The sequence below is a fragment of the Bacillus sp. 01N45 genome, from assembly GCF_056399205.1.
Window position 1 is genome coordinate 162,981 of record NZ_JBFTQW010000001.1, and the last position, 19,716, is coordinate 182,696.

The following is a 19,716-nucleotide window of genomic DNA, read 5'->3' on the forward strand; positions in this document are numbered from 1 at the left end:
CAAAATTGTTTCTTTAATCAGTGCTTCTTATCACCATTAATATGCCAGAAGTAAATGAAAAAGTACCTTTTTCCTCAACGAGTTCATTACTAATACAAAGTGTTGATCCCCATTCTATTGTTTTATTAGTTAGAGGATACTTAAAACCAAGTAATGTAATCCCTTCTACTATTTCAGTAACCGGCACAAAAGATACATAAGGGAAATTTTTATTTTCTTCAATTATATGTGTACCCACTTTTTTCACGCTTATTTCATTTTTATTGTCTACAATACACATTTCTATCCCTACTTCTAACCCTCTTAAAAGCATCTGTATATTTGCTAAACCGTGATCCAGCCTTCCACCGGTGGCACCAAAAATACGAATCAATGTCGGATTTTGTTCTAACGCCCAGTTAATCGCAATTTCTAAATCTGTTTGATCTTTTTCACGAGGAACAATATGTAAGTCATTTGTTTGCTGGCCCATCCATACTAATTCCTCTTCAGTAACTGAATCGTAATCTCCAAATGCAACAGCTGGAGTAATCCCTCCTTTTAATAGACGATATACTCCTCTATCAACTGCCGCCCACACTACTTTCTCATTTTCATATCGAGAAAAATCTGCACAATATTCCGCAGGTCCACCCGCTAAAATATGAATAATCATGTTTCCTTCCCCTTCTATTGTAAAAAGGCAATCTGCCATTCGGTAGATTGCCTTTTTACATATTTTTTCTCTATCCTTTATAAATAGTGAAAACTTACTACACTAGCAGTTTCACTAGGATAAAGACTCGTTCATTCATTATCCACGAATGACACGAATTGCTTCACCACGGTCTTTTTGATTGTATACTGCTGATCCAGCTACAAGTACATTTGCTCCTGCTTCAACACAAAGTCGTGCTGTTTCAGTGTTTACACCACCATCAACTTCAATTTCTACTTCTAGATTGCGCTCTTTAACCATTTCTGCCACTTGTTTAATTTTCGGTAATACAGAATGGATAAATTTCTGTCCACCAAATCCAGGGTTTACTGTCATAAGCAATACCATATCGATATCTTCTAATACATGCTCAATCGTCGAAACTGGCGTATGCGGATTTAATACAACTCCCGCTTTAATGCCATGAGACTTAATTAGCTGAATTGTACGATGCAAATGAGGGCACGCCTCTACATGAACAGTAATAATATCTGCTCCCGCTTTTGCGAAAGTCGGGATATAGTTATCAGGATTTTCAATCATTAAATGTACATCTAATGGTAAAGATGTAATTGGACGGATAGCTTCTACAATTAATGGTCCAATCGTAATATTTGGTACGAAATGTCCATCCATTACATCGACGTGAATGTAATCCGCTCCACCTTTTTCTACATCTTTAATCTCTTCCCCTAATTTTGAAAAATCTGCTGATAAGATCGATGGTGCAATTTTAATCATAACTAATACCTCGGCTTTCTCTCTCTAATTTCTTCTACGAATTGTTTGTAATTTTTATAACGATATTCTGTAATCTTCCCTTCTTCAACTGCTGTCTTCACAGCACATTTCGGTTCAGAAAGATGTGTACACCCTCTAAATTTACAGTATTGGCTCGCTTCTTTCAACTCTGGAAAACAATATGTAAGATCTTCTACCTCTATATCTATGAAATCCAGTGAACTAAAACCAGGTGTATCTGCAACTAGTCCGCTTCCAACCGCAATTAATTCCACGTGTCTTGTCGTATGTTTCCCGCGTCCTAAATGCGAGGAAATATCATTCGTTTTCAGTTCTAACTCTGGACGTAAAACGTTAAGCATAGAAGATTTCCCAACACCAGATTGCCCTGCAACGACAGAAATACACCCTTCTAAGAATGGTTTTAAAATATCAATACTTTCCGATGTATTTATAGAAGTAAATAATACATCATATCCCATCTCACGATAGTCATTTGCATAAGATTCAACAGTCTCTCTCATTTTTTCATCCACTAAATCCATCTTACTAATGCAAATAATCGGCTTAATGTTATGATATTCAATCAGCACTAAAAATCGATCTAATAGTCCCGGATTAAAATCTGGTTCTACTGCAGAGAAAACGAGAATCGCTTGATCAACATTAGCAATAGGAGGCCTAACAAGTTCATTTTTCCGATCAAATACTTCAAGCACATATCCTTCAGTTGGATTATCTGCTTGAAAGACAACTTGGTCTCCTACCAATGGCGTAATTTTATTTTTTCTGAACACACCACGCCCACGGCATTGTGTAATCCCTTCTTCATGCTGCACATAATAAAATCCACTTAGAGCTTTTACAATTTTTCCTTCTGGCATATAATTCTCCTTTATTTTGTATAAAGTGAAGCTGTCATTAATATTAAATGGTTTAAAATTCTTTAAATACTTATTTCAAAACCCGTCATATATACAAGTTAATATATTTAATCTACCATCAAATTTAAAATATTATTTATAACAGTATCACTTTTATAGCTTTTTGAATCATATATTTTTGCCTGTTATACAGTCCACTATATGTAGACAGCATAACAGGCAAGAGTAATACATTCCATCCCCTCTAGAAAGAAAATGGAAGTCATTATTATTGAGTTGGGTATGGTACTTCTTTGTCGATAATTGTTACACCATCTCGTACAATTTTATAGTGTCCTTTTGTACCTTCTTGAATTACAAATTCTAAAGAAATAGTTGCCGACTCTGAAATTGTTCTAGTTTCAATTGGTCTATCCATTTTTTGTTGCATATCTTCTTTATAAATTTCTATTGTTTGCGGTTTTTTCTCACCAATTATAGAAGACTCATACGGAATAGAAATATTATCCACTTTCACTGTTTTCGTTACTTTCGGCTTAGGCCCCTCTGAGATGATAATCGTCACTTTATCTCCTTCTTTTAACGGCGTTCCTGGTTTTGGAGATTGCGAAATTACAAGTCCTTTATCAACAGTATCGGAATACTCTCGTTTTATATCTGGAGTTAGTTTTCTCTCATTCAAATAACCATTTACGCTATTTTCAGTCCATCCTGAAAAATCACCTGGTCTAATTTGATAAGGACCTTTACTTACCCAAATTTTCAGTTCTTGTTCCGCCTCTACTACCATTTGATCAGGCGTCGGAATTTGCTCTACGATTTCACCTTTTGGCCTATCATTTTCAATATAATTTATTGTAACTTGCTTATATTTTTCTTCTAATTCATTCCTTATACTCTCAAAATCTTTTCCTGTGAGATCACTCATCTTACTTTTCTTTTTTCCACCTGATTGATAGATAGTAATTTTAGAGTTTTCTTTCACGACTCTACCTGCCACAGGGTCTGTTTTTATCACATCACCGGTTTCAACATCATCTGTATATACAATATTAGGTTCCGTAACCTCAAAACCCTTTTCAACTAATGTATTTACTGCTGTCGTATACTTCATACCAGCCACATCAGGGACTTTTACATCTTTTGGAATAAAGAATCCCGGAATAACAGTAAGCGCTAACGTTATTCCAATTGCTAAAAGTAAAAATGTCGTAATTAAAACTTTAATCCATTTATTACTTCGTTTTTTCTTCTTATATAATTCCGTTTCTTCTTTTCTTTTCTGTTCATCCACTTTACTTCCTTTTAAAACAATTGTTTCATCAGTTACATTTTCGAATAATTGTTCTTGTTGAATAATCGGAATCGCTTTTGTCGCTTCCATATCTTCCGGTATGTAAAATGGCTGCTCATTTATCCTCTCTGGATATAGCGCAGTTTCAATATCTCGTTTCATCGCATTGGCAGATTGATATCGGTGAAACGGATCTTTCGCAGTTGCCTTTAATATAATATTTTCAACACTTTGCGGAATATTTTCATTCCATCTCTTTGGAGACGGAATTTCACTTTGTAAATGTTTTAAAGCTATAGCAACAGCAGATTCGCCAGAAAACGGTTGTCTTCCTGTTAACAACTCAAACATAACGATTCCTAGGGAATAAATATCTGATTGTTTATTTGCTATCCCGCCGCGTGCTTGTTCTGGTGATAAGTAATGTACCGAACCGAGTACCGAATTTGTATGTGTAATTGTTGTTGCACTTGTAGCTGTCGCAATTCCAAAATCTGTTACTTTTATTACTCCATCAGCTCGAATTAAAATATTGTGCGGTTTAATATCACGGTGCACAATTTCAAAATGATGGGCATGTGCCATGGCGGATGTTAACTGCTCCATAATATCAAGAGCTTCTCCTATAGGTAACATCCCTCGCTCAATTATGTATTGCTTCAATGTTTGTCCTGGTACATACTCCATTACAAGATAATATATACCATCTTCTTCTCCGACATCATACATATTCACAATATTTGGATGCGACAACGTTGTAACAGACTGCGCTTCTCGATGGAAACGTTTAATAAACTCTTCATTATTTGAATAGTCGAGTCTTAATATTTTTACCGCTACATCTCGGCCAAGTATATCATCATGAGCTAAATACACATTGGCCATTCCACCACCACCAATCATTTTCAGCAGCTTATAACGGTCATTTAAGCGTTTTCCAATCAGCACGTTGCACTTCACCTACTTTCGTTTGTCGAACCCGCATAATCAATAAGAACAAGGGTGATATTATCTTCCCCGCCACGATCATTCGCCAATTGAATGAGACGTTGTCCCTTAGTTTCAAGCTGTTCATTTAACTGTAAAATTTGTTGCATATCAGCAATAGAAACTTTGTTAGATAACCCATCCGAGCAAAGAAGTAACTGATCATCTTCCTCAAGCACCAATGTTTTAACATCTAATCCGACTTTTTCTTCTGTTCCTAATGCCCTTAACAAAACATTCTTTTTCGGGTGATATTCTGCGTCTTCTTTTGAAATTTCACCATGTCTTACAAGTTCATTTACAAGTGAGTGATCTTCCGTTACAAGCGAGATTTCTCCCTCTGATACCATATAACAACGACTATCTCCTATATGACCTATTGTCACAAAGTTTGGCGTACAAATCGCTATTATAAGTGTTGTTCCCATACCATTACATTCTACATGTTGCTTAGAGTACTCATATATACGCTCATTAATAATCCCAACACTCGTATGTAACCACTCTTCTACTTTTTTTGGTTCATTCATATTATGCGTTTGCTTCCAATAATCATGAAATAATTGAATGGTCATCGAGCTAGCTACATCACCAGCTCGATGACCTCCCATTCCATCTGCTACTACCGCTAAAATATTTCCATCTAAATTGTGAAAAACTCCCGCACTATCTTCATTATGTTGACGAACTTTTCCTTTATCTGATAGAAACACGGCTTTCATCTCGTCACCTCGTCTCTTCTTTACGCTCCTTCGCACGTAACTGACCGCAGGCTGCATCAATATCATGACCTTGTTCACGGCGAATTGTTACATTCACTCCACGATCTTTTAACGTTTTTTCAAATAAGAAAATTTGTTCACGTGGCGTACGTACATAATCACGTTCAGGTACGTAGTTTACCGGAATTAAGTTTACATGACATTTTACACCTTTTAAAAGCGCAGCAAGTTCTTCAGCTTGCTCAACTTGGTCATTTTCTCCTCCAAATAAGCCATATTCAAACGTAATACGACGCCCTGTTCTATTTACATAGTATTTAACAGCTTCCATTAAGTCTGGTAGCTTATAAGCACGGTTAATCGGCATTAATTTTGAACGTAACTCTGTATTTGCAGAATGCAATGAAATCGCAAAATTAATTTGCATATCTTCTTCAGCGAACTTATAAATTTTTGGAACAATTCCACTTGTTGAAACTGTCATATGTCTTGCACCAATATGAATTCCTTTTTCATGGTTTACAATGCGTAAGAATGACATTAAGTTGTCGTAATTATCAAACGGCTCTCCAATTCCCATAACAACAAGCGAACTTACACGTTCTTCTGTTTCATCAAGTGCACGTTGCACTTCTACTACTTGCGCTACAATCTCTCCAGCCTCTAAGTTTCGTTTTAACCCACCAAGTGTAGATGCACAGAACGTACAACCAATACGGCATCCAACCTGTGTTGTTACACAAATAGAATTTCCATATTCGTGTCGCATTAACACTGTTTCAATAGAATAACCATCATATAATTGGAATAAAAATTTAATTGTTCCATCAGAAGATGTTTGTTTTACTAATGTATTTAAAGTAGTAATATCAAAGGAATTCGACAATTTATCGCGTAATCCTTTAGAAAGATTCGACATGTCGTCATAATTTTTTACACGTTTTTTATATAGCCAATCAAAGATTTGTCCTGCACGGAATTTAGGTTCTCCTTGTTCCTTTAACCAATCTTGCATTTCATGAAGTTGTAAAGAATAAATTGATGGTTTCTTCGTTTCTAGATTTTTCTTTTGTTTTCTCACAGTCGTTTCCACGATGCTACACCTTCTTCCTTAAACAAGCAATATAAAAGCCATCTGTTGCAAAATAATGCGGTAAAATTCGCACTTGACCTTCATCAATATACGGATTTAACTTTTCTGGCATGCGATCTTTTATCGTAGTATCCCATTCAAATTCAGGATGCTCTTGTAAAAATTGCTTTATTACTTGTTCATTTTCTATTTTTTCTATTGTGCACGTACTATAAACAAGGCGACCACCTTGTTTTAATAACGGTGCTATTTTTTCTAGTATTGCAAGTTGAATCGTCGATAATCTTTCACTATCGCCTTTATTTTTACCTAACTTAATATCAGGTTTACGTCTAATCACACCAAATCCAGAACATGGTGCATCTACTAATATTTTATCAAATGTTTCATTCGCAAAGTGTTCTTGCACTTTTCTAGCATCTAGTGCTTTTGTTTCGACATTTTCTAGACCAAGTCTCTCCGCTTGTTGTTTAATTAAACGTACTTTGTGTGCATGTAAATCAAGAGACATAACTTGACCTGTTCCTTTTAATCGCTCTGCAATGTGCGTTGTCTTTCCGCCCGGAGCAGCACAACTATCAAGAACTTCATCTCCCTCATTCGGTTCTAAAGCGCGTGCTACAAGCATAGAACTTTCATCTTGAATAGAAAGAAAACCTTTTTTGAACGCATCTGTATGCGCTACATTCCCTCTTTCAATTTGAATTGCATCCTCTGATAAATCGCCGCGCTTCGCTTCTATACCTTCACCAGCCAACAACTCTATTGCTTCTTCTACTGTTATTTTATCAACATTTACACGCGCTGTTGGTACCGGGGGTAACATGTTCACTTCACACATTTTCTCTGCTGTCTCTAAACCATATTCAGAAGCCCAGTCTTGCACAAGCCACATTGGATGACTTGTTGCAATTGCCAAACGTTCTATTGGATCCTTGATTTCATCTACAGAAGGTACCCCTTCTCTCTGAATCGAACGTAATACCCCGTTTACCATACCAGCAATCCCTTTATGCCCGCGACGCTTTGCAATTTCAACTGCTTCATGAATAGCCGCTCTTTCTGGCACTCGGTCTAAATAAATCATTTGATATAAAGATAAGCGAAGTAATACTCTTACCCACGCCTCAACCTTCTTTTTTAAAAAAGGCTGTAAATAATAATCTAATGTGTCACGACGTTGAATCGTTCCATATACAATTTCAGTTAACAAACCAATATCTTTTCTATCAATTGCATTTTTTTCAATTAGATTATTTAAAAGTAAGTTACTGTATGCACCACTTTTTTCTACTTGAATTAAGCCATCAAGAGCTAACTCACGAACATTTTGTCTCATGCATTTTCTCCTAACTTCGTTCCAATTTCAGGTTTTGTGCCACGTAAAAATTGCGAACAACTCATACGTTTTTTACCAGAAGGTTGCAATTCAGTGATTTTAACACCTGTCTCATTCCCTGTTGCAACAACAAATCCATCTTCTTCAAGAGCTACTATTGTACCTGGTTCAGCTTTCTCTGTAATAGAGACCTTCTCTCCCCACCATACTTTAATAACTTGTCCTGCCAAAGTCGTATAAGCGACTGGCCATGGATTCAATCCGCGAATGTGATTGTATACTTCTTCACCTGTTTTTGTCCAATCAATTTTCTCTTGCTCACGTTTTATATTATATGCAAACGTTACTTCTTCTTCGTTTTGTTTAATTGGTTCTAACTTACCTTGAATTAATAAAGGTACTGTTTTAGATAGAAGGTGTGCCCCTGCTTCACTTAACTTATCGAATAAAGAGCCTGTCGATTCACGCTCTTCAATCTCGACTTCTACTTGTGTTAAGATATCACCAGCATCCAATTTCTCTACCATATACATAATTGTAATACCCGTTTTTTCTTTACCTTCCATAATTGCATAATGGATTGGTGCACCACCACGAAGTTCAGGTAGTAAAGACGCGTGGACGTTAATACATCCATACTTCGGTGCTTCTAAAATTTCATTTGGTACAATCTGACCGAAAGCAGCTGTTACAATTAAATCAGGCTCTAATGCCAAGACTTGTTCATATTCGTCTTTTTCACGAATTCTTAACGGTTGTAACACCGGAATACCATGTTTTTCTGCTTCAACTTTAACAGGCGTAGGTGTTAATACTTTTTTTCTACCTACCGGACGATCAGGCTGCGTCACAACACCTATTACATCATAGCCATCTTCGATAAGACGACGAAGCACCGGCACTGAAAAGTCCGGTGTTCCCATAAATACTACTTTTATCATTCAAAAACCGCTCCTTTTAATACCTATTCTAATTCGTTTTCCTCATAATATCTTGTCACTTTCGATGTAAATAACACACCGTGTAAATGATCGATTTCATGTTGAATTGCACGTGCTAAAAATCCTTCTGCTTCTAGTAAAAATACTTTACCTCGGCGATTTTGAGCACGTACTTTAATATAATCCGCACGTTCCACTTCACCATAAAGTCCCGGGAAGCTTAGACAGCCTTCGGGACCTACTTGTTCACCACGTTTTTCTAGTATCGATGGATTGATTAACTCGATTTTCCCCGTATCATCACCGATATCAACTACCGCAACTTGCAAGCTTACACCTACTTGAGGCGCAGCTAAACCGACTCCGTCCGCAATTAACATTGTTTCATGCATATCTTTCAACAATTTCACTAACTTTTTATCAAAGTTAATTACTCTTTCGCATGGTGTTTCTAACACTTCATTTGGATGCTTTACTATTTCTAAAACTGCCATATTTCCCTCCGCTACATTAACATTGTTGGATTAAAATCAATTGAGATTTGTAGCTCTTTTTGCATTTCTGCTTGATAATGTTCATTTACCATTTTGAGCACGTTCTTTAAGTTTGGTTCCCGTTTGTATTTTATCATGCATTGATAACGATATCTATCTTTTATCCTTGGAATTGCTGAAGCAACCGGTCCTAACACCATCGTTTGTTCTGTGCAGTGCGCCCGTAAATGACCGACAATTTTTTCCGTCACTTGCACCGCCTTTAATAATTCTGGATGAGATACTGTTACAAGTACAACATAGTAATAAGGTGGATATTGTCTTGTTCGTCTCATTTGCATTTCTTGGTCAAAAAACACATCATATTGTTGGTTCTTTGCTAACTCTATACTATAATGTTCTGGCGTATACGTTTGAATTATAACTTCCCCTGGCAATTCATGTCTGCCTGCTCGTCCACTTACTTGCGTCAATAACTGATACGTCTTTTCACTCGCTCGAAAATCAGGCAAGTGAAGCATCGTATCTGCAGTTAAAACCCCGACAAGCGTTACTTTAGGAAAATCTAATCCTTTCGCAATCATTTGTGTTCCAAGTAGTATATCCGCTTTTTCTTCCCCGAACGCCTTTAATAATTTTTCATGCATTCCTTTGCGACTTGTCGTATCTACATCCATTCGAATGACTCGTGCCTCTGGAAATAGTTTTGTAATTTCTTCTTCTACCTTTTGTGTACCTGTACCAAAGAAACGAATATATGTACTTTGACAAGCAGGACACGCAGTCGGCATATTCTCTTCGTGACTGCAGTAATGACATTTTAAACGATGGTTCATTTTATGATATGTCAGCGAGATATCACAATGCGGACATTGTACAACATACCCACAATCACGGCACATAACAAATGTAGAATGACCTCTTCTATTTAAAAAGAGCACCATCTGTTCTTTCTTTTCTAATCGATCTGCTATTTTTTCATGCAATGCCTTCGAAAACATGGAACGATTCCCGTCACGAAGTTCCTCACGCATATCAACAATCTCTACTGTTGGTAACGCTTGTTTATTCATACGTTTTTCCATCGTTAGTAATTCATACACACCTTTTTTCGCTCTTGCAAACGATTCAAGTGTCGGTGTTGCACTACCAAGAACGATAGGACATTTATGATATTGCCCCCTCCAGACAGCTACATCCCTTGCATGATACCTCGGATTATCTTCTTGCTTATAGCTCGATTCATGCTCCTCATCAATAATAATAATCCCTAAATTTTCAAAAGGAGCAAATACAGCTGAACGTGCACCAACTACAACTTTCACTTCTTTTCTTAAAATCTTACGCCATTCATCATATTTTTCTCCAACAGACAGCGCACTATGAAGAACCGCAACTTGCGAGCCAAATCTGCCTTTAAAACGATCTACCATTTGAGGCGTTAGTGCAATTTCAGGAACAAGTACAATAGCTTCTTTCCCTTTCGCGAGCACCGCTGCTATAGATTGTAAATATACTTCTGTTTTTCCGCTTCCTGTAACACCATATAGTAAAAATGGATTGTAAGTTTCATTTGTAATTGATGATAAAATCGGTGCAATAACTTGCTTTTGTTCCTCCGTAAGTGGGAATGGTTTCGTTTGTTCAAAATCATCATCGTCATACGGATTTCGGTACACTTCCACATACTTTTCTGAAATTAGCCCCTTTTTAACAAGTGCTTTAATCGGAGCGTCTGTTATTTGCAACTCTTCTGTTATCACTTTCAACGGCACACTTTTATAATTTTCCACAAAATAATAGAGTACATCTTGTTGTTTTTTACTTTTCAGTTCAAATGCTGCTAACTCCAATTTATCTTCTGACAACTCCGGTTGAACGACTCTTTGTTTCTTCTTTTGCACTTTATCTTTTACCTGATAAACAACTTCAATCGTGCCATTTTTAATTTCTTGTTGAATCGTGCGGTATAGATGCGGCTGCGTCTCAATAGCTTCCCAATCTATCGCTTCTTTGTCCTGAAATAAAAACAGTAGTTCAGGTGCTACTACTTCTTGTTTACGAAGTTGTAGACGCTTTTTATACGTAGCTTTTATCGCCGTTGGAAGCATGACTTGAAAGGCTGAAATCATATAACATAACGTTTCGCTTGTAAGCCAATATCCAAGCTTTAATAATTCCTCGTTTAAAACTGGTGTTACATCTAATATTTCATGGATTGTCTTTAGCTTCTTACTTTCTACTTCAGCCGAATCTTTGATCCCAATAATAAAGCCTTGCAATTTCCTTGGGCCAAATGGAACTACTACACGCATGCCTGTCTGGACAATATCTTCCCACTTTTTAGGGATAATATAATCAAATGGTCGATCTGTCTGACGTGCAGGTACATCAACAATTACACTTGCAAATTTCATAGACGATCATCTTCTAACATCATTTCAATTTGCTTTAATATTTCACGAGCAACCTCTTTCTTCGTTAAAAGTGGTAACTCGATGACTTCTCCATCTTTTCTATACATTGTTACAATGTTTGTATCTGTACCAAATCCAGCTCCTTGTGCCTTTACATCGTTCGCAACAATCATATTCGCATTTTTCTCACGTAATTTTTTTGTTGCGTATTCTTCTACCTTTGTCGTTTCAGCCGCAAAACCGATAAGTAACTGTTGATCCTTCATCTCACCTAACGTTTTTAAAATATCTACTGTTCTCTCGAGTTCGATTACAGCATCTCCATTTTTCTTTTTCATTTTATTATCATGAACATATTTCGGGCGATAATCTGCAACTGCTGCTGTTTTAATGACAACATCTACGTTTTGATACTGTTGCAGAACTACTTCTAACATATCTTGTGCAGATTCCACTTGTACCGTATTTACATGTAATGGTGGGTTTAATGCTGTCGGTCCCGAAACAAGTATGACATCAGCACCTAAGTTCGCTGCCACTTCCGCAATTGCATATCCCATTTTCCCAGAAGAAAAATTGGTCATAAAACGCACTGGATCAATCTTTTCACGAGTTGGGCCAGCAGTTATTAATATTTTTTTTCCTTGCAACGGTTTTTGTTCGGAAAAAGCCTCTTCTAACCGTGCAATAATTGCTTCCGGTTCTTCTAGTCTTCCCTTCGCAACATAACCACACGCTAAAAAACCTTCTCCAGGCTCAATAAATGTATATCCTAACGTTTTCAACGTCATCATATTTTTTTGTACAATTTTGTTTTCATACATATGCACATTCATAGCAGGTGCAATCCACACTGGGGCTGTAGTAGCTAACAAAGTAGTTGTAATCATATCGTCTGCAATACCACCAGCTAACTTCCCAATACAATTGGCAGTAGCAGGTGCAACAAGTACTACATCTGCCCAATCTGCTAAATCGATATGTGCAATAACAGCCGAGTCTTTCTCATCGAATGTATCTGTATATACATCATGGCGAGAAAGTGCTTGAAATGTAAGAGGCGTAACAAACTTCATTGCCGACCCACTCATCATTACTTTTACAATAGCACCAGCTTGTGTCAATTTACTAGTTAACGCAGCCGCTTTAAAGACCGCAATGCCTCCTGTTACACATAGAAGTATCTTTTTCCCTTTTAGCATATGGCTCGTCCTCTTTCTTTTTCAAACTTATAATACTGAAACAGAATTCCCAGCTCATCAGTACCAATATTTCTTCCCTATCGTAAAAAAATAACAACCTACTTGTAAATAGGTTGTTACCGTTACATAGAAAATTATAAAGTCTATGTTTTAATTTGTCGAAAAGAATGTCTTAATCGATGATTTTGCCTTCGCTTGGTACATATTTTAATACTTCTGCATCGATTTCTTCTAATGATTTACCTACACATTTATGAGAAACAGGTTGCTCGATAACACAGTTATCAGCAAGTTGCATTTCACGCGCACGTTTTGCAGCTACTGTTACAAGTGTATATTTAGAATCGATTTTTGTTAATAATGAATCAATTGATGGATTTAACATAATTATAGACCCTCCGTCATTTCTTTATAATATTTTGCTACTCTTTCGCGGCGGCAATGTTCACCAACCACAATTGCTTTAATTCTTTCACAAGCTAATTCAACTTGATCGTTTTCTACAACATAGTCGTAAGCGTCCATCATTTCGATTTCTTCTTTCGCTACCGTTAAACGATTTTCAATAACATCTTCAGTTTCTGTACCACGGCCGACAATACGGTTCTTTAGTTCAGATAAACTTGGAGGTGCTAAGAAAATAAATACACCTTCTGGGAAAGCTTTCTTAACTTGAATTGCTCCTTGCACTTCAATTTCTAAGAATACATCTTTTCCTTCTTGTAATGTTTTTTCAACATAGTCAATCGGTGTTCCGTAATAATTACCTACAAACTCAGCCCACTCAAGTAATTTTTCATTACGAATCATTTCCTCAAATTCTTCTCTCTCTTTAAAGAAATAATCCACACCATCTACTTCACCTTCACGTGGCTTACGTGTCGTTACTGAAATGGAGTACTGAAAACGTGTATCCTCATGACTAAACAGCTCTTTTCGAACCGTTCCTTTACCAACCCCAGAAGGTCCTGAAAGAACGATGAGCAATCCTCTTCTACTTCTCATAAATATGTAAAACCTACCCTTCCTCACTTAAATCTTCTTTATTATTCAAACGATGTGCAATCGTCTCTGGCTGAATTGGACTTAATACCACATGCCCATCATCCATAACAATAACCGCCCTTGTTTTTCTCCCATACGTAGCATCAAGCAAAGCATTATGTTCGCGTGCTTCCTGTACTGTTCGTTTAATAGGAGCTGACTCCGGACTTACAATAGCAATAATTCGATGAGCAGATACAATATTTCCGTATCCAATATTTAAAAACCGCATGGCCATAGTTTGCGCCTCCTAGTAAGTCTATCCGATTTCTCCACCACGTATAACTTTATATATTTTTTGAAAGCTACTCAATATTTTGTACTTGTTCACGAATTTTTTCAAGGTTATTTTTCATTTCTACAACATATTTTGAAATTGTTAAGTCATTTGCCTTAGAACCAATCGTATTAATTTCTCTATGCATCTCTTGCACGATGAAATCCATTTTCCTTCCAACAGGCTCTTCAATCTGCAGTGTTTCACGAAATTGCTCTAAATGACTTTGCAAACGAACTAACTCTTCGTGAATATCACAACGCTCTGCAAAGATTGCGACTTCTGTTAACAATCTTTGTTCATCTAGATCTTGATTATGTAATTCTTTTAAGCGATTTTCTAATCGTTCACGATATTTTTGTGTAACAATCGGTACATGCGGAATAATTGCATTTACACAATTGTGAATCTCTTGTAAACGATACGCTATATCTTTATGTAATCGTTCTCCTTCGCCATCTCTCATCGTTTTTAACATATGAGCAGCTTGGCGAACAGCCTCATATAAACCGTTCTCAAATTGTTCATTTACATTTTCTACTTCTTCAATCGCTGTTACTTCTGGCATTTCCATTAATTGCTGAAGTGTAATAGAATCTTGTAATTGAAATTTTCCTTTTATATCTTCCATAATCGATTGGTACTGCTCAAGAAGCGACCAATTCACACTTAATTTTCTTTCAACAAGCCCTTCACCCGTTATACTAATAGACACTTCAATGCGTCCACGCCGAACTTGTTCTGCAATTATTTTACGAATTTTTTCTTCAAATATCATCATTTGCTTCGGAAGTCGAATACTCATCTCTAGGAAACGGTGGTTCACCGATTTCATTTCTACTGTAATTTGAAAAGTATCATTTTCCACTTTCGATCTTCCAAATCCTGTCATACTACAAATCATTTTTATCACATCCAAGCCATGAAATAACTCAATGAAAAAGGTAATAGAGACAAGGCTCTACTACCTTCTGTAAATTATATCACATTTTCATATCATTGACTATTTCAAGTTTAATCCCTTCTTATATAATACTGGCTTTTCCTTCTTCCCCTTTTTCCCTGTTAATAAAGAACCTACTAACAAGAAGGTCGGAATTGATGACAAACCTCCAATTAACAACCAATCTCTCGCTTGTATTGGCATTGTACTAAAGATCGGTTGTAGCGGTGGATAATATATAACCACTAACATTAACAGTAAAGAAATAATAACCGCTCCTACTAAATACACGTTCCCAAACGGATTACGGTGGAAGATAGAATGTTCACTCCGGCAATCAAATACATGAATAAGTTGTGCAAGTACCAACGTCGCAAACGCCACAGTTTGTGCATATTTCAGTTCATTTGGATGTTGATTATATGCAATAATAAACGCCACTAACGTCACTGCTCCAATTAGAAAGCCACGGCTTATAATTTTCCAGGCAAGCCCTCTAGCAAATACCCCTTCTTTCGGATGACGCGGCGTTCTCTTCATAACGTCTCCTTCCGCCTTATCCAATCCTAATGCCATCGCCGGTAATCCGTCAGTCACTAAGTTCACCCATAAAATTTGAATGGGAACCATCGGCAGCGGTAATGCAAGTAACATTGCAAATAACATGACTAAAATTTCTCCTACGTTCGATGCTAATAAATAACGAATAAACTTACGTATATTCTCGTATATATTTCTACCTTCTTTAATTGCTGATTTAATCGTAGCAAAATTATCATCTAGCAAAACAAGAGAAGAAGCTTCTTTCGCAACGTCTGTCCCTGTAATTCCCATCGCTATCCCAATATCCGCTGTTTTTATAGCCGGAGCATCGTTTACTCCATCACCTGTCATCGCTACTATATGCCCTTTATTTTGCAACGCCTTAACAATCTTCAATTTATGTTCAGGTGATACTCGAGCAAATACATACGTATCTTCTACAACACTTTCTAGTTCCTCTACATCCATATTCGCGAGTTCTACTCCTTCAACAACACGTCCACCAGGTGGTAAAACCCCTAATTGTTCCGCAATTGCCATTGCTGTCACTTTATGATCTCCTGTAATCATCACTGTTCGAATACCAGCTTCTCTGCACTCTTTTACAGCCTGTTCTACCTCTGGTCTTGGCGGATCAATCATTCCCTGTATCCCGACCAACATAAAATCTTTTTCAACGTCTCTTTCATGTTCAATAGAATCTGTTACTTTTAATGGCTTAAATGCAATTGCAATTGTTCGGAGCGCTTGACTACCTAAACTATGAATAGCCGCCTGTACTTCTTTTCTATACAACTCACTTAACGGTTGTTGCTTATCCCCCCATAAAATCGTTTGACTCATTTGCAGGAGGACATCTGGTGCTCCCTTCGTAACAAGAAACTTTTTCCCCTCTCTATCTCGCACAATAACACTCATCATTTTTCGAGTTGAATCGAATGGAAATTCACGAATAATTTCAAATTTCCCTTTCAGTGCCTCACGTGTTATCCCCGCTTTCATTGCTGCAGCTACAAGTGCTCCCTCAGTTGGATCTCCATCTAATACATACGCCTTTTTCTTTTGAATAATATTTGCGTTATTACAAAGTGAACCAAATGTTAGTAGTTGATACAGTGCTTTTGTTTTAGCTGGATCGCATTCTTTTTCACCTTTCAAAAAAGAGCCATTAGGTTCATATCCTTGACCCGTAACTTTCCATAATTCCCCACCTGACCACATATGTGTTACCATCATTTTGTTTTGCGTCATTGTTCCTGTTTTATCAGAGCATATAACAGAAGCGCATCCTAACGTTTCTACCGCTGGTAACTTCCTTACAATTGCTCTCTTTTTAATCATACGCTGTACACCAAGCGATAAAGCTACTGTAACAATTGCTGGTAATCCTTCAGGAATAGCAGCAACAGCTAGCGACACGCCTGCTAAAAACATATGATACACTTCATTCCCTTGATACACACCGGCTAATACGACAAGCGCTGTCAAAATAAGAGCCACAATAATTAATATTTTCCCGAGTTGCTCTAATCTTCTTTGCAGTGGTGTTTCCATTTGCTCTGCATTTTGTAACATATTTGCAATTTGGCCCATCGCTGTATTCATACCAGTTGCTACAACGACCCCTGTTCCAGCTCCTCGTGTAATCATCGTACCCATAAAAGCCATATTTTTTTGATCACCAATTGAAACATCTTGCCCCTGCAGAGCTTCTACCTTCTTCTGCACCGGTACTGACTCTCCTGTCAAAGCTGATTCTTCGATATATAAACTTGATGCCTCAACAAGACGTACATCCGCCCCAATACGATCACCACTAGAAAATTTAATGATATCACCTAAAACAAGTGCTTTAGACGGTGCTTTTACCCAATTTCCATTCCGCATTACAGTAACTTGCGGGGCGGCTAGCTCTTTTAAAGCTTCCAGTGACTTTTCAGCCTTTCTTTCTTGAAAAAAGCCAAGAATACCATTGATAATAACAATCGCAACAATCGCAATAGAATCAATGTATTCACCTAAAAAAGCTGAAACTATTGTTGCACCAAATAAAACAAGTACCATAAAATCTTTAAACTGCGCCAAAAATACCATCAGTGCAGAAGGCCTTTTGGCTTCATCTAATTCATTTGTACCAAATTTTTTTATTCGCCCTTCTGCTTCCTTCTCTGTAAGCCCAACCTTCACATTCGTATTCGTTCTTTCTTCCACTTCGTGTGCGCGCATTCCATACCAGTTCATCCCGCTATCGACCTCCTGATTCCAGACATACTCTATTGAAAGCTTATTCAGCCTCGTCCAAAAAAATGCTATAATTAACTTTTAGTTAGAAAGGAGTGTTCATTTATGGCATTCGATGGATTATTTACAAGAGCAATTACACATGAAATTGCAAATTCTCTTTACACAGGAAGAATTTCCAAAATATATCAACCTTCAAAATACGAGATTTTATTACATATTCGAGCAAACGGAAAAAATCAAAAACTAATTCTTTCCGCTCATCCGACATATGCACGTTTACACTTAACAAATCAAAATTACGATTCACCTGCACTTCCGCCAATGTTTTGTATGCTTCTTCGTAAGCATTTAGAAGGTGGGTTCATTGAAAAAATTGAACAAATTGATTTAGAGCGCATTATTCAAATTACCGTTCGTAGCAGAAATGAAATTGGTGACGAATCGCTAAAAACATTAGTAATTGAAATAATGGGACGACATAGTAACATCATTTTAGTAGACACAAAAACAAACAATATTTTAGATAGCTTAAAACACGTTTCTTTAGCGGTAAACAGACATCGAACTGTATATGCTGGAGCGGAGTACATTGCACCACCAGCACAACATAAAATTAACCCACTCCAGATTGAAACAAATGATGCATTTATTAGACCGCTAGACTTTCTATCTGGAAATATGGATAAACAGCTTGTCGGCACCTTCACGGGAATTTCGCCGTTATTCGCAAAAGAAGTAGTGAAAAAAGCAGGTATGGTAAATGAAAAAGCATTAGCGGACGCATTTTTCTCCATACAAAAACCATTACTAACTCATACATATTCACCAACAATGACTACTTCAAATGGGAAAGAATTCTTTTATCTTTTCCCTCTTGCACACTTGCAAGGAGAAGACAAGACATTCTCATCTGTTAGTGAATTGCTAGACCGTTTCTTTTTCGGAAAAGCAGAGCGCGACCGTGTAAAACAACAAGCTTATGATTTAGAGCGCTTTATGCAAAACGAAAAAAATAAAAATGAGAAGAAACTCATTAAACTAGAAAAAACATTACAAGATGCCGGAAAAGCAGATAAATATCAACTATTCGGAGAACTACTTACAGCCAATATGTACGCTTTGAAAAAAGGTGATAAAGATATTGAAGTCGTTAACTATTACGACGAAAATGGCGGAACTGTAAAAATTACATTAGATCCTTTAAAAACACCATCTGACAATGCGCAACGCTATTTCCAAAAGTACCAAAAAGCGAAAAATTCAGTTGTTGTTGTAGAAGAACAAATCGAAAAAACAAATGAAGAAATTATTTATTTTGATAGCTTACTTCAACAAATGGAAGCTGCTTCTTCAAAAGATATTGAAGAAATTCGCGAGGAATTAGCTGAAGAAGGTTATATGCGCAATCGTAAAGCAAAAAATGCTAAGAAGAAACCAACTAAACCGGTATTAGACAAATATTTAGCTAGTGACGGAACAGAAATTTTCGTCGGTAAAAACAACAAGCAAAATGATTATTTAACAACGAAGTTTGCCCGTCGTGATGAAATTTGGTTACATACGAAAGATATCCCTGGGTCTCATGTTGTCATTCGTTCTCTTGAACCTACCGAAGAAACCGTGTTAGAAGCTGCTAAAATCGCTGCCTATTTCAGTAAAGCAAAAGATTCTAGTTCTGTTCCTGTAGATTTCACCAAAATACGCCATGTCAAAAAACCGAGTGGTGCAAAACTTGGTTTTGTTACGTACGACAATCAGCAAACCGTATATGTAACACCTGATGCTGATACTGTAATGAAATTAAAAGCGTAAATAAAAAATGCGTTGCTTATAAGCAACGCATTTTTTACATTC

Annotated in this window: 17 protein-coding genes; 1 reads left to right on the forward strand and 16 read right to left on the reverse strand. The window is 36.9% G+C overall.

What is annotated here, in order from left to right; genetic code table 11:
- Nucleotides 1–13: 13 nt before the first annotated feature.
- From AC1DMU_RS00760 to AC1DMU_RS00835, 16 genes are all read right to left on the reverse strand, one after another.
- A complete protein-coding gene (locus tag AC1DMU_RS00760; protein WP_060488423.1) occupies nt 14–694 on the reverse strand; it encodes a thiamine diphosphokinase in 681 nt (226 codons plus the stop codon).
- A 99-nt stretch (nt 695–793) separates the two neighbouring features.
- Nucleotides 794–1,438 carry a ribulose-phosphate 3-epimerase gene (gene rpe, locus AC1DMU_RS00765; RefSeq protein ID WP_000589963.1) on the reverse strand — a complete coding sequence of 215 codons (645 nt, stop codon included), beginning with the start codon at nt 1,436–1,438 and terminating at the stop codon, nt 794–796.
- A gap of 2 nt (nt 1,439–1,440) precedes the next feature.
- Entirely contained in the window at nt 1,441–2,322 is an 882-nt protein-coding gene (gene rsgA / locus AC1DMU_RS00770; protein ID WP_001113945.1) for a ribosome small subunit-dependent GTPase A, read from the reverse strand.
- Between the two features lie 268 nt (nt 2,323–2,590).
- Entirely contained in the window at nt 2,591–4,564 is a 1,974-nt protein-coding gene (prkC, locus tag AC1DMU_RS00775) for a serine/threonine protein kinase PrkC (RefSeq protein ID WP_088064291.1), read from the reverse strand.
- Nucleotides 4,565–4,572: 8 nt separating this feature from the next.
- Complete coding sequence (locus AC1DMU_RS00780; RefSeq protein WP_000648694.1) at nt 4,573–5,325, reverse strand: Stp1/IreP family PP2C-type Ser/Thr phosphatase; 753 nt, start codon at nt 5,323–5,325, stop codon at nt 4,573–4,575.
- Between the two features lie 4 nt (nt 5,326–5,329).
- Complete coding sequence (gene rlmN, locus AC1DMU_RS00785; protein ID WP_000450539.1) at nt 5,330–6,418, reverse strand: dual-specificity RNA methyltransferase RlmN; 1,089 nt, start codon at nt 6,416–6,418, stop codon at nt 5,330–5,332.
- A 4-nt stretch (nt 6,419–6,422) separates the two neighbouring features.
- Nucleotides 6,423–7,757: a 16S rRNA (cytosine(967)-C(5))-methyltransferase RsmB gene (gene rsmB, locus AC1DMU_RS00790; RefSeq protein WP_001249653.1), complete on the reverse strand. Its 1,335-nt coding sequence runs from the start codon at nt 7,755–7,757 to the stop codon at nt 6,423–6,425.
- Nucleotides 7,754–8,698: a methionyl-tRNA formyltransferase gene (fmt, locus tag AC1DMU_RS00795; protein ID WP_088064292.1), complete on the reverse strand. Its 945-nt coding sequence runs from the start codon at nt 8,696–8,698 to the stop codon at nt 7,754–7,756. Before fmt ends, rsmB begins: the two co-directional genes overlap by 4 nt.
- A gap of 23 nt (nt 8,699–8,721) precedes the next feature.
- Nucleotides 8,722–9,192 (reverse strand): peptide deformylase, encoded by a 471-nt coding sequence (def, locus tag AC1DMU_RS00800; protein WP_000279468.1) that lies wholly within the window; start codon nt 9,190–9,192, stop codon nt 8,722–8,724.
- 11 nt (nt 9,193–9,203) lie between these two features.
- Nucleotides 9,204–11,609 carry a primosomal protein N' gene (gene priA, locus AC1DMU_RS00805; RefSeq protein WP_088064293.1) on the reverse strand — a complete coding sequence of 802 codons (2,406 nt, stop codon included), beginning with the start codon at nt 11,607–11,609 and terminating at the stop codon, nt 9,204–9,206.
- The gene (gene coaBC, locus AC1DMU_RS00810; RefSeq protein WP_088064294.1) at nt 11,606–12,811 is read right to left on the reverse strand and encodes a bifunctional phosphopantothenoylcysteine decarboxylase/phosphopantothenate--cysteine ligase CoaBC; all 1,206 of its coding nucleotides are present in this window, start codon (nt 12,809–12,811) and stop codon (nt 11,606–11,608) included. Before coaBC ends, priA begins: the two co-directional genes overlap by 4 nt.
- Nucleotides 12,812–12,983: 172 nt before the next feature.
- The gene (gene rpoZ, locus AC1DMU_RS00815; RefSeq protein ID WP_000933965.1) at nt 12,984–13,196 is read right to left on the reverse strand and encodes a DNA-directed RNA polymerase subunit omega; all 213 of its coding nucleotides are present in this window, start codon (nt 13,194–13,196) and stop codon (nt 12,984–12,986) included.
- Between the two features lie 2 nt (nt 13,197–13,198).
- Nucleotides 13,199–13,816, reverse strand: a complete 618-nt coding sequence (gene gmk, locus AC1DMU_RS00820; RefSeq protein ID WP_001257740.1) for a guanylate kinase — start codon at nt 13,814–13,816, stop codon at nt 13,199–13,201.
- Nucleotides 13,817–13,829: 13 nt separating this feature from the next.
- Complete coding sequence (gene remA / locus AC1DMU_RS00825) at nt 13,830–14,093, reverse strand: extracellular matrix/biofilm regulator RemA (protein WP_001251456.1); 264 nt, start codon at nt 14,091–14,093, stop codon at nt 13,830–13,832.
- Nucleotides 14,094–14,160: 67 nt separating this feature from the next.
- Nucleotides 14,161–15,036, reverse strand: coding sequence for a YicC/YloC family endoribonuclease (locus tag AC1DMU_RS00830; RefSeq protein WP_000563111.1), 876 nt, complete (start codon nt 15,034–15,036; stop codon nt 14,161–14,163).
- 99 nt (nt 15,037–15,135) lie between these two features.
- Entirely contained in the window at nt 15,136–17,859 is a 2,724-nt protein-coding gene (locus tag AC1DMU_RS00835; RefSeq protein WP_215558949.1) for a calcium-translocating P-type ATPase, SERCA-type, read from the reverse strand.
- A gap of 105 nt (nt 17,860–17,964) precedes the next feature.
- On the opposite strand from AC1DMU_RS00835, the gene AC1DMU_RS00840 reads away from it, so the two are divergent.
- On the forward strand, nt 17,965–19,674 hold the full coding sequence (locus AC1DMU_RS00840; protein ID WP_088064296.1) for an Rqc2 family fibronectin-binding protein: 1,710 nt from the start codon (nt 17,965–17,967) through the stop codon (nt 19,672–19,674).
- The last annotated feature ends 42 nt before the right edge of the window (nt 19,675–19,716 follow it).

Excerpts from the sequence above, each read along its gene's own strand:
- AC1DMU_RS00830 (WP_000563111.1), bottom strand. The coding sequence starts at position 15,036 with ATGATTTGTAGTATGACAGGATTTGGAAGATCGAAAGTGGAAAATGAT.
- AC1DMU_RS00835 (WP_215558949.1), bottom strand. The coding sequence starts at position 17,859 with ATGAACTGGTATGGAATGCGCGCACACGAAGTGGAAGAAAGAACGAAT.
- priA (WP_088064293.1), bottom strand. The coding sequence starts at position 11,609 with ATGAAATTTGCAAGTGTAATTGTTGATGTACCTGCACGTCAGACAGAT.
- AC1DMU_RS00840 (WP_088064296.1), top strand. The coding sequence starts at position 17,965 with ATGGCATTCGATGGATTATTTACAAGAGCAATTACACATGAAATTGCA.
- rpe (WP_000589963.1), bottom strand. The coding sequence starts at position 1,438 with ATGATTAAAATTGCACCATCGATCTTATCAGCAGATTTTTCAAAATTA.
- fmt (WP_088064292.1), bottom strand. The coding sequence starts at position 8,698 with ATGATAAAAGTAGTATTTATGGGAACACCGGACTTTTCAGTGCCGGTG.
- rsmB (WP_001249653.1), bottom strand. The coding sequence starts at position 7,757 with ATGAGACAAAATGTTCGTGAGTTAGCTCTTGATGGCTTAATTCAAGTA.
- rsgA (WP_001113945.1), bottom strand. The coding sequence starts at position 2,322 with ATGCCAGAAGGAAAAATTGTAAAAGCTCTAAGTGGATTTTATTATGTG.
- rpoZ (WP_000933965.1), bottom strand. The coding sequence starts at position 13,196 with ATGTTAAATCCATCAATTGATTCATTATTAACAAAAATCGATTCTAAA.
- coaBC (WP_088064294.1), bottom strand. The coding sequence starts at position 12,811 with ATGCTAAAAGGGAAAAAGATACTTCTATGTGTAACAGGAGGCATTGCG.
- remA (WP_001251456.1), bottom strand. The coding sequence starts at position 14,093 with ATGGCCATGCGGTTTTTAAATATTGGATACGGAAATATTGTATCTGCT.
- AC1DMU_RS00760 (WP_060488423.1), bottom strand. The coding sequence starts at position 694 with ATGGCAGATTGCCTTTTTACAATAGAAGGGGAAGGAAACATGATTATT.
- AC1DMU_RS00780 (WP_000648694.1), bottom strand. The coding sequence starts at position 5,325 with ATGAAAGCCGTGTTTCTATCAGATAAAGGAAAAGTTCGTCAACATAAT.
- gmk (WP_001257740.1), bottom strand. The coding sequence starts at position 13,816 with ATGAGAAGTAGAAGAGGATTGCTCATCGTTCTTTCAGGACCTTCTGGG.
- def (WP_000279468.1), bottom strand. The coding sequence starts at position 9,192 with ATGGCAGTTTTAGAAATAGTAAAGCATCCAAATGAAGTGTTAGAAACA.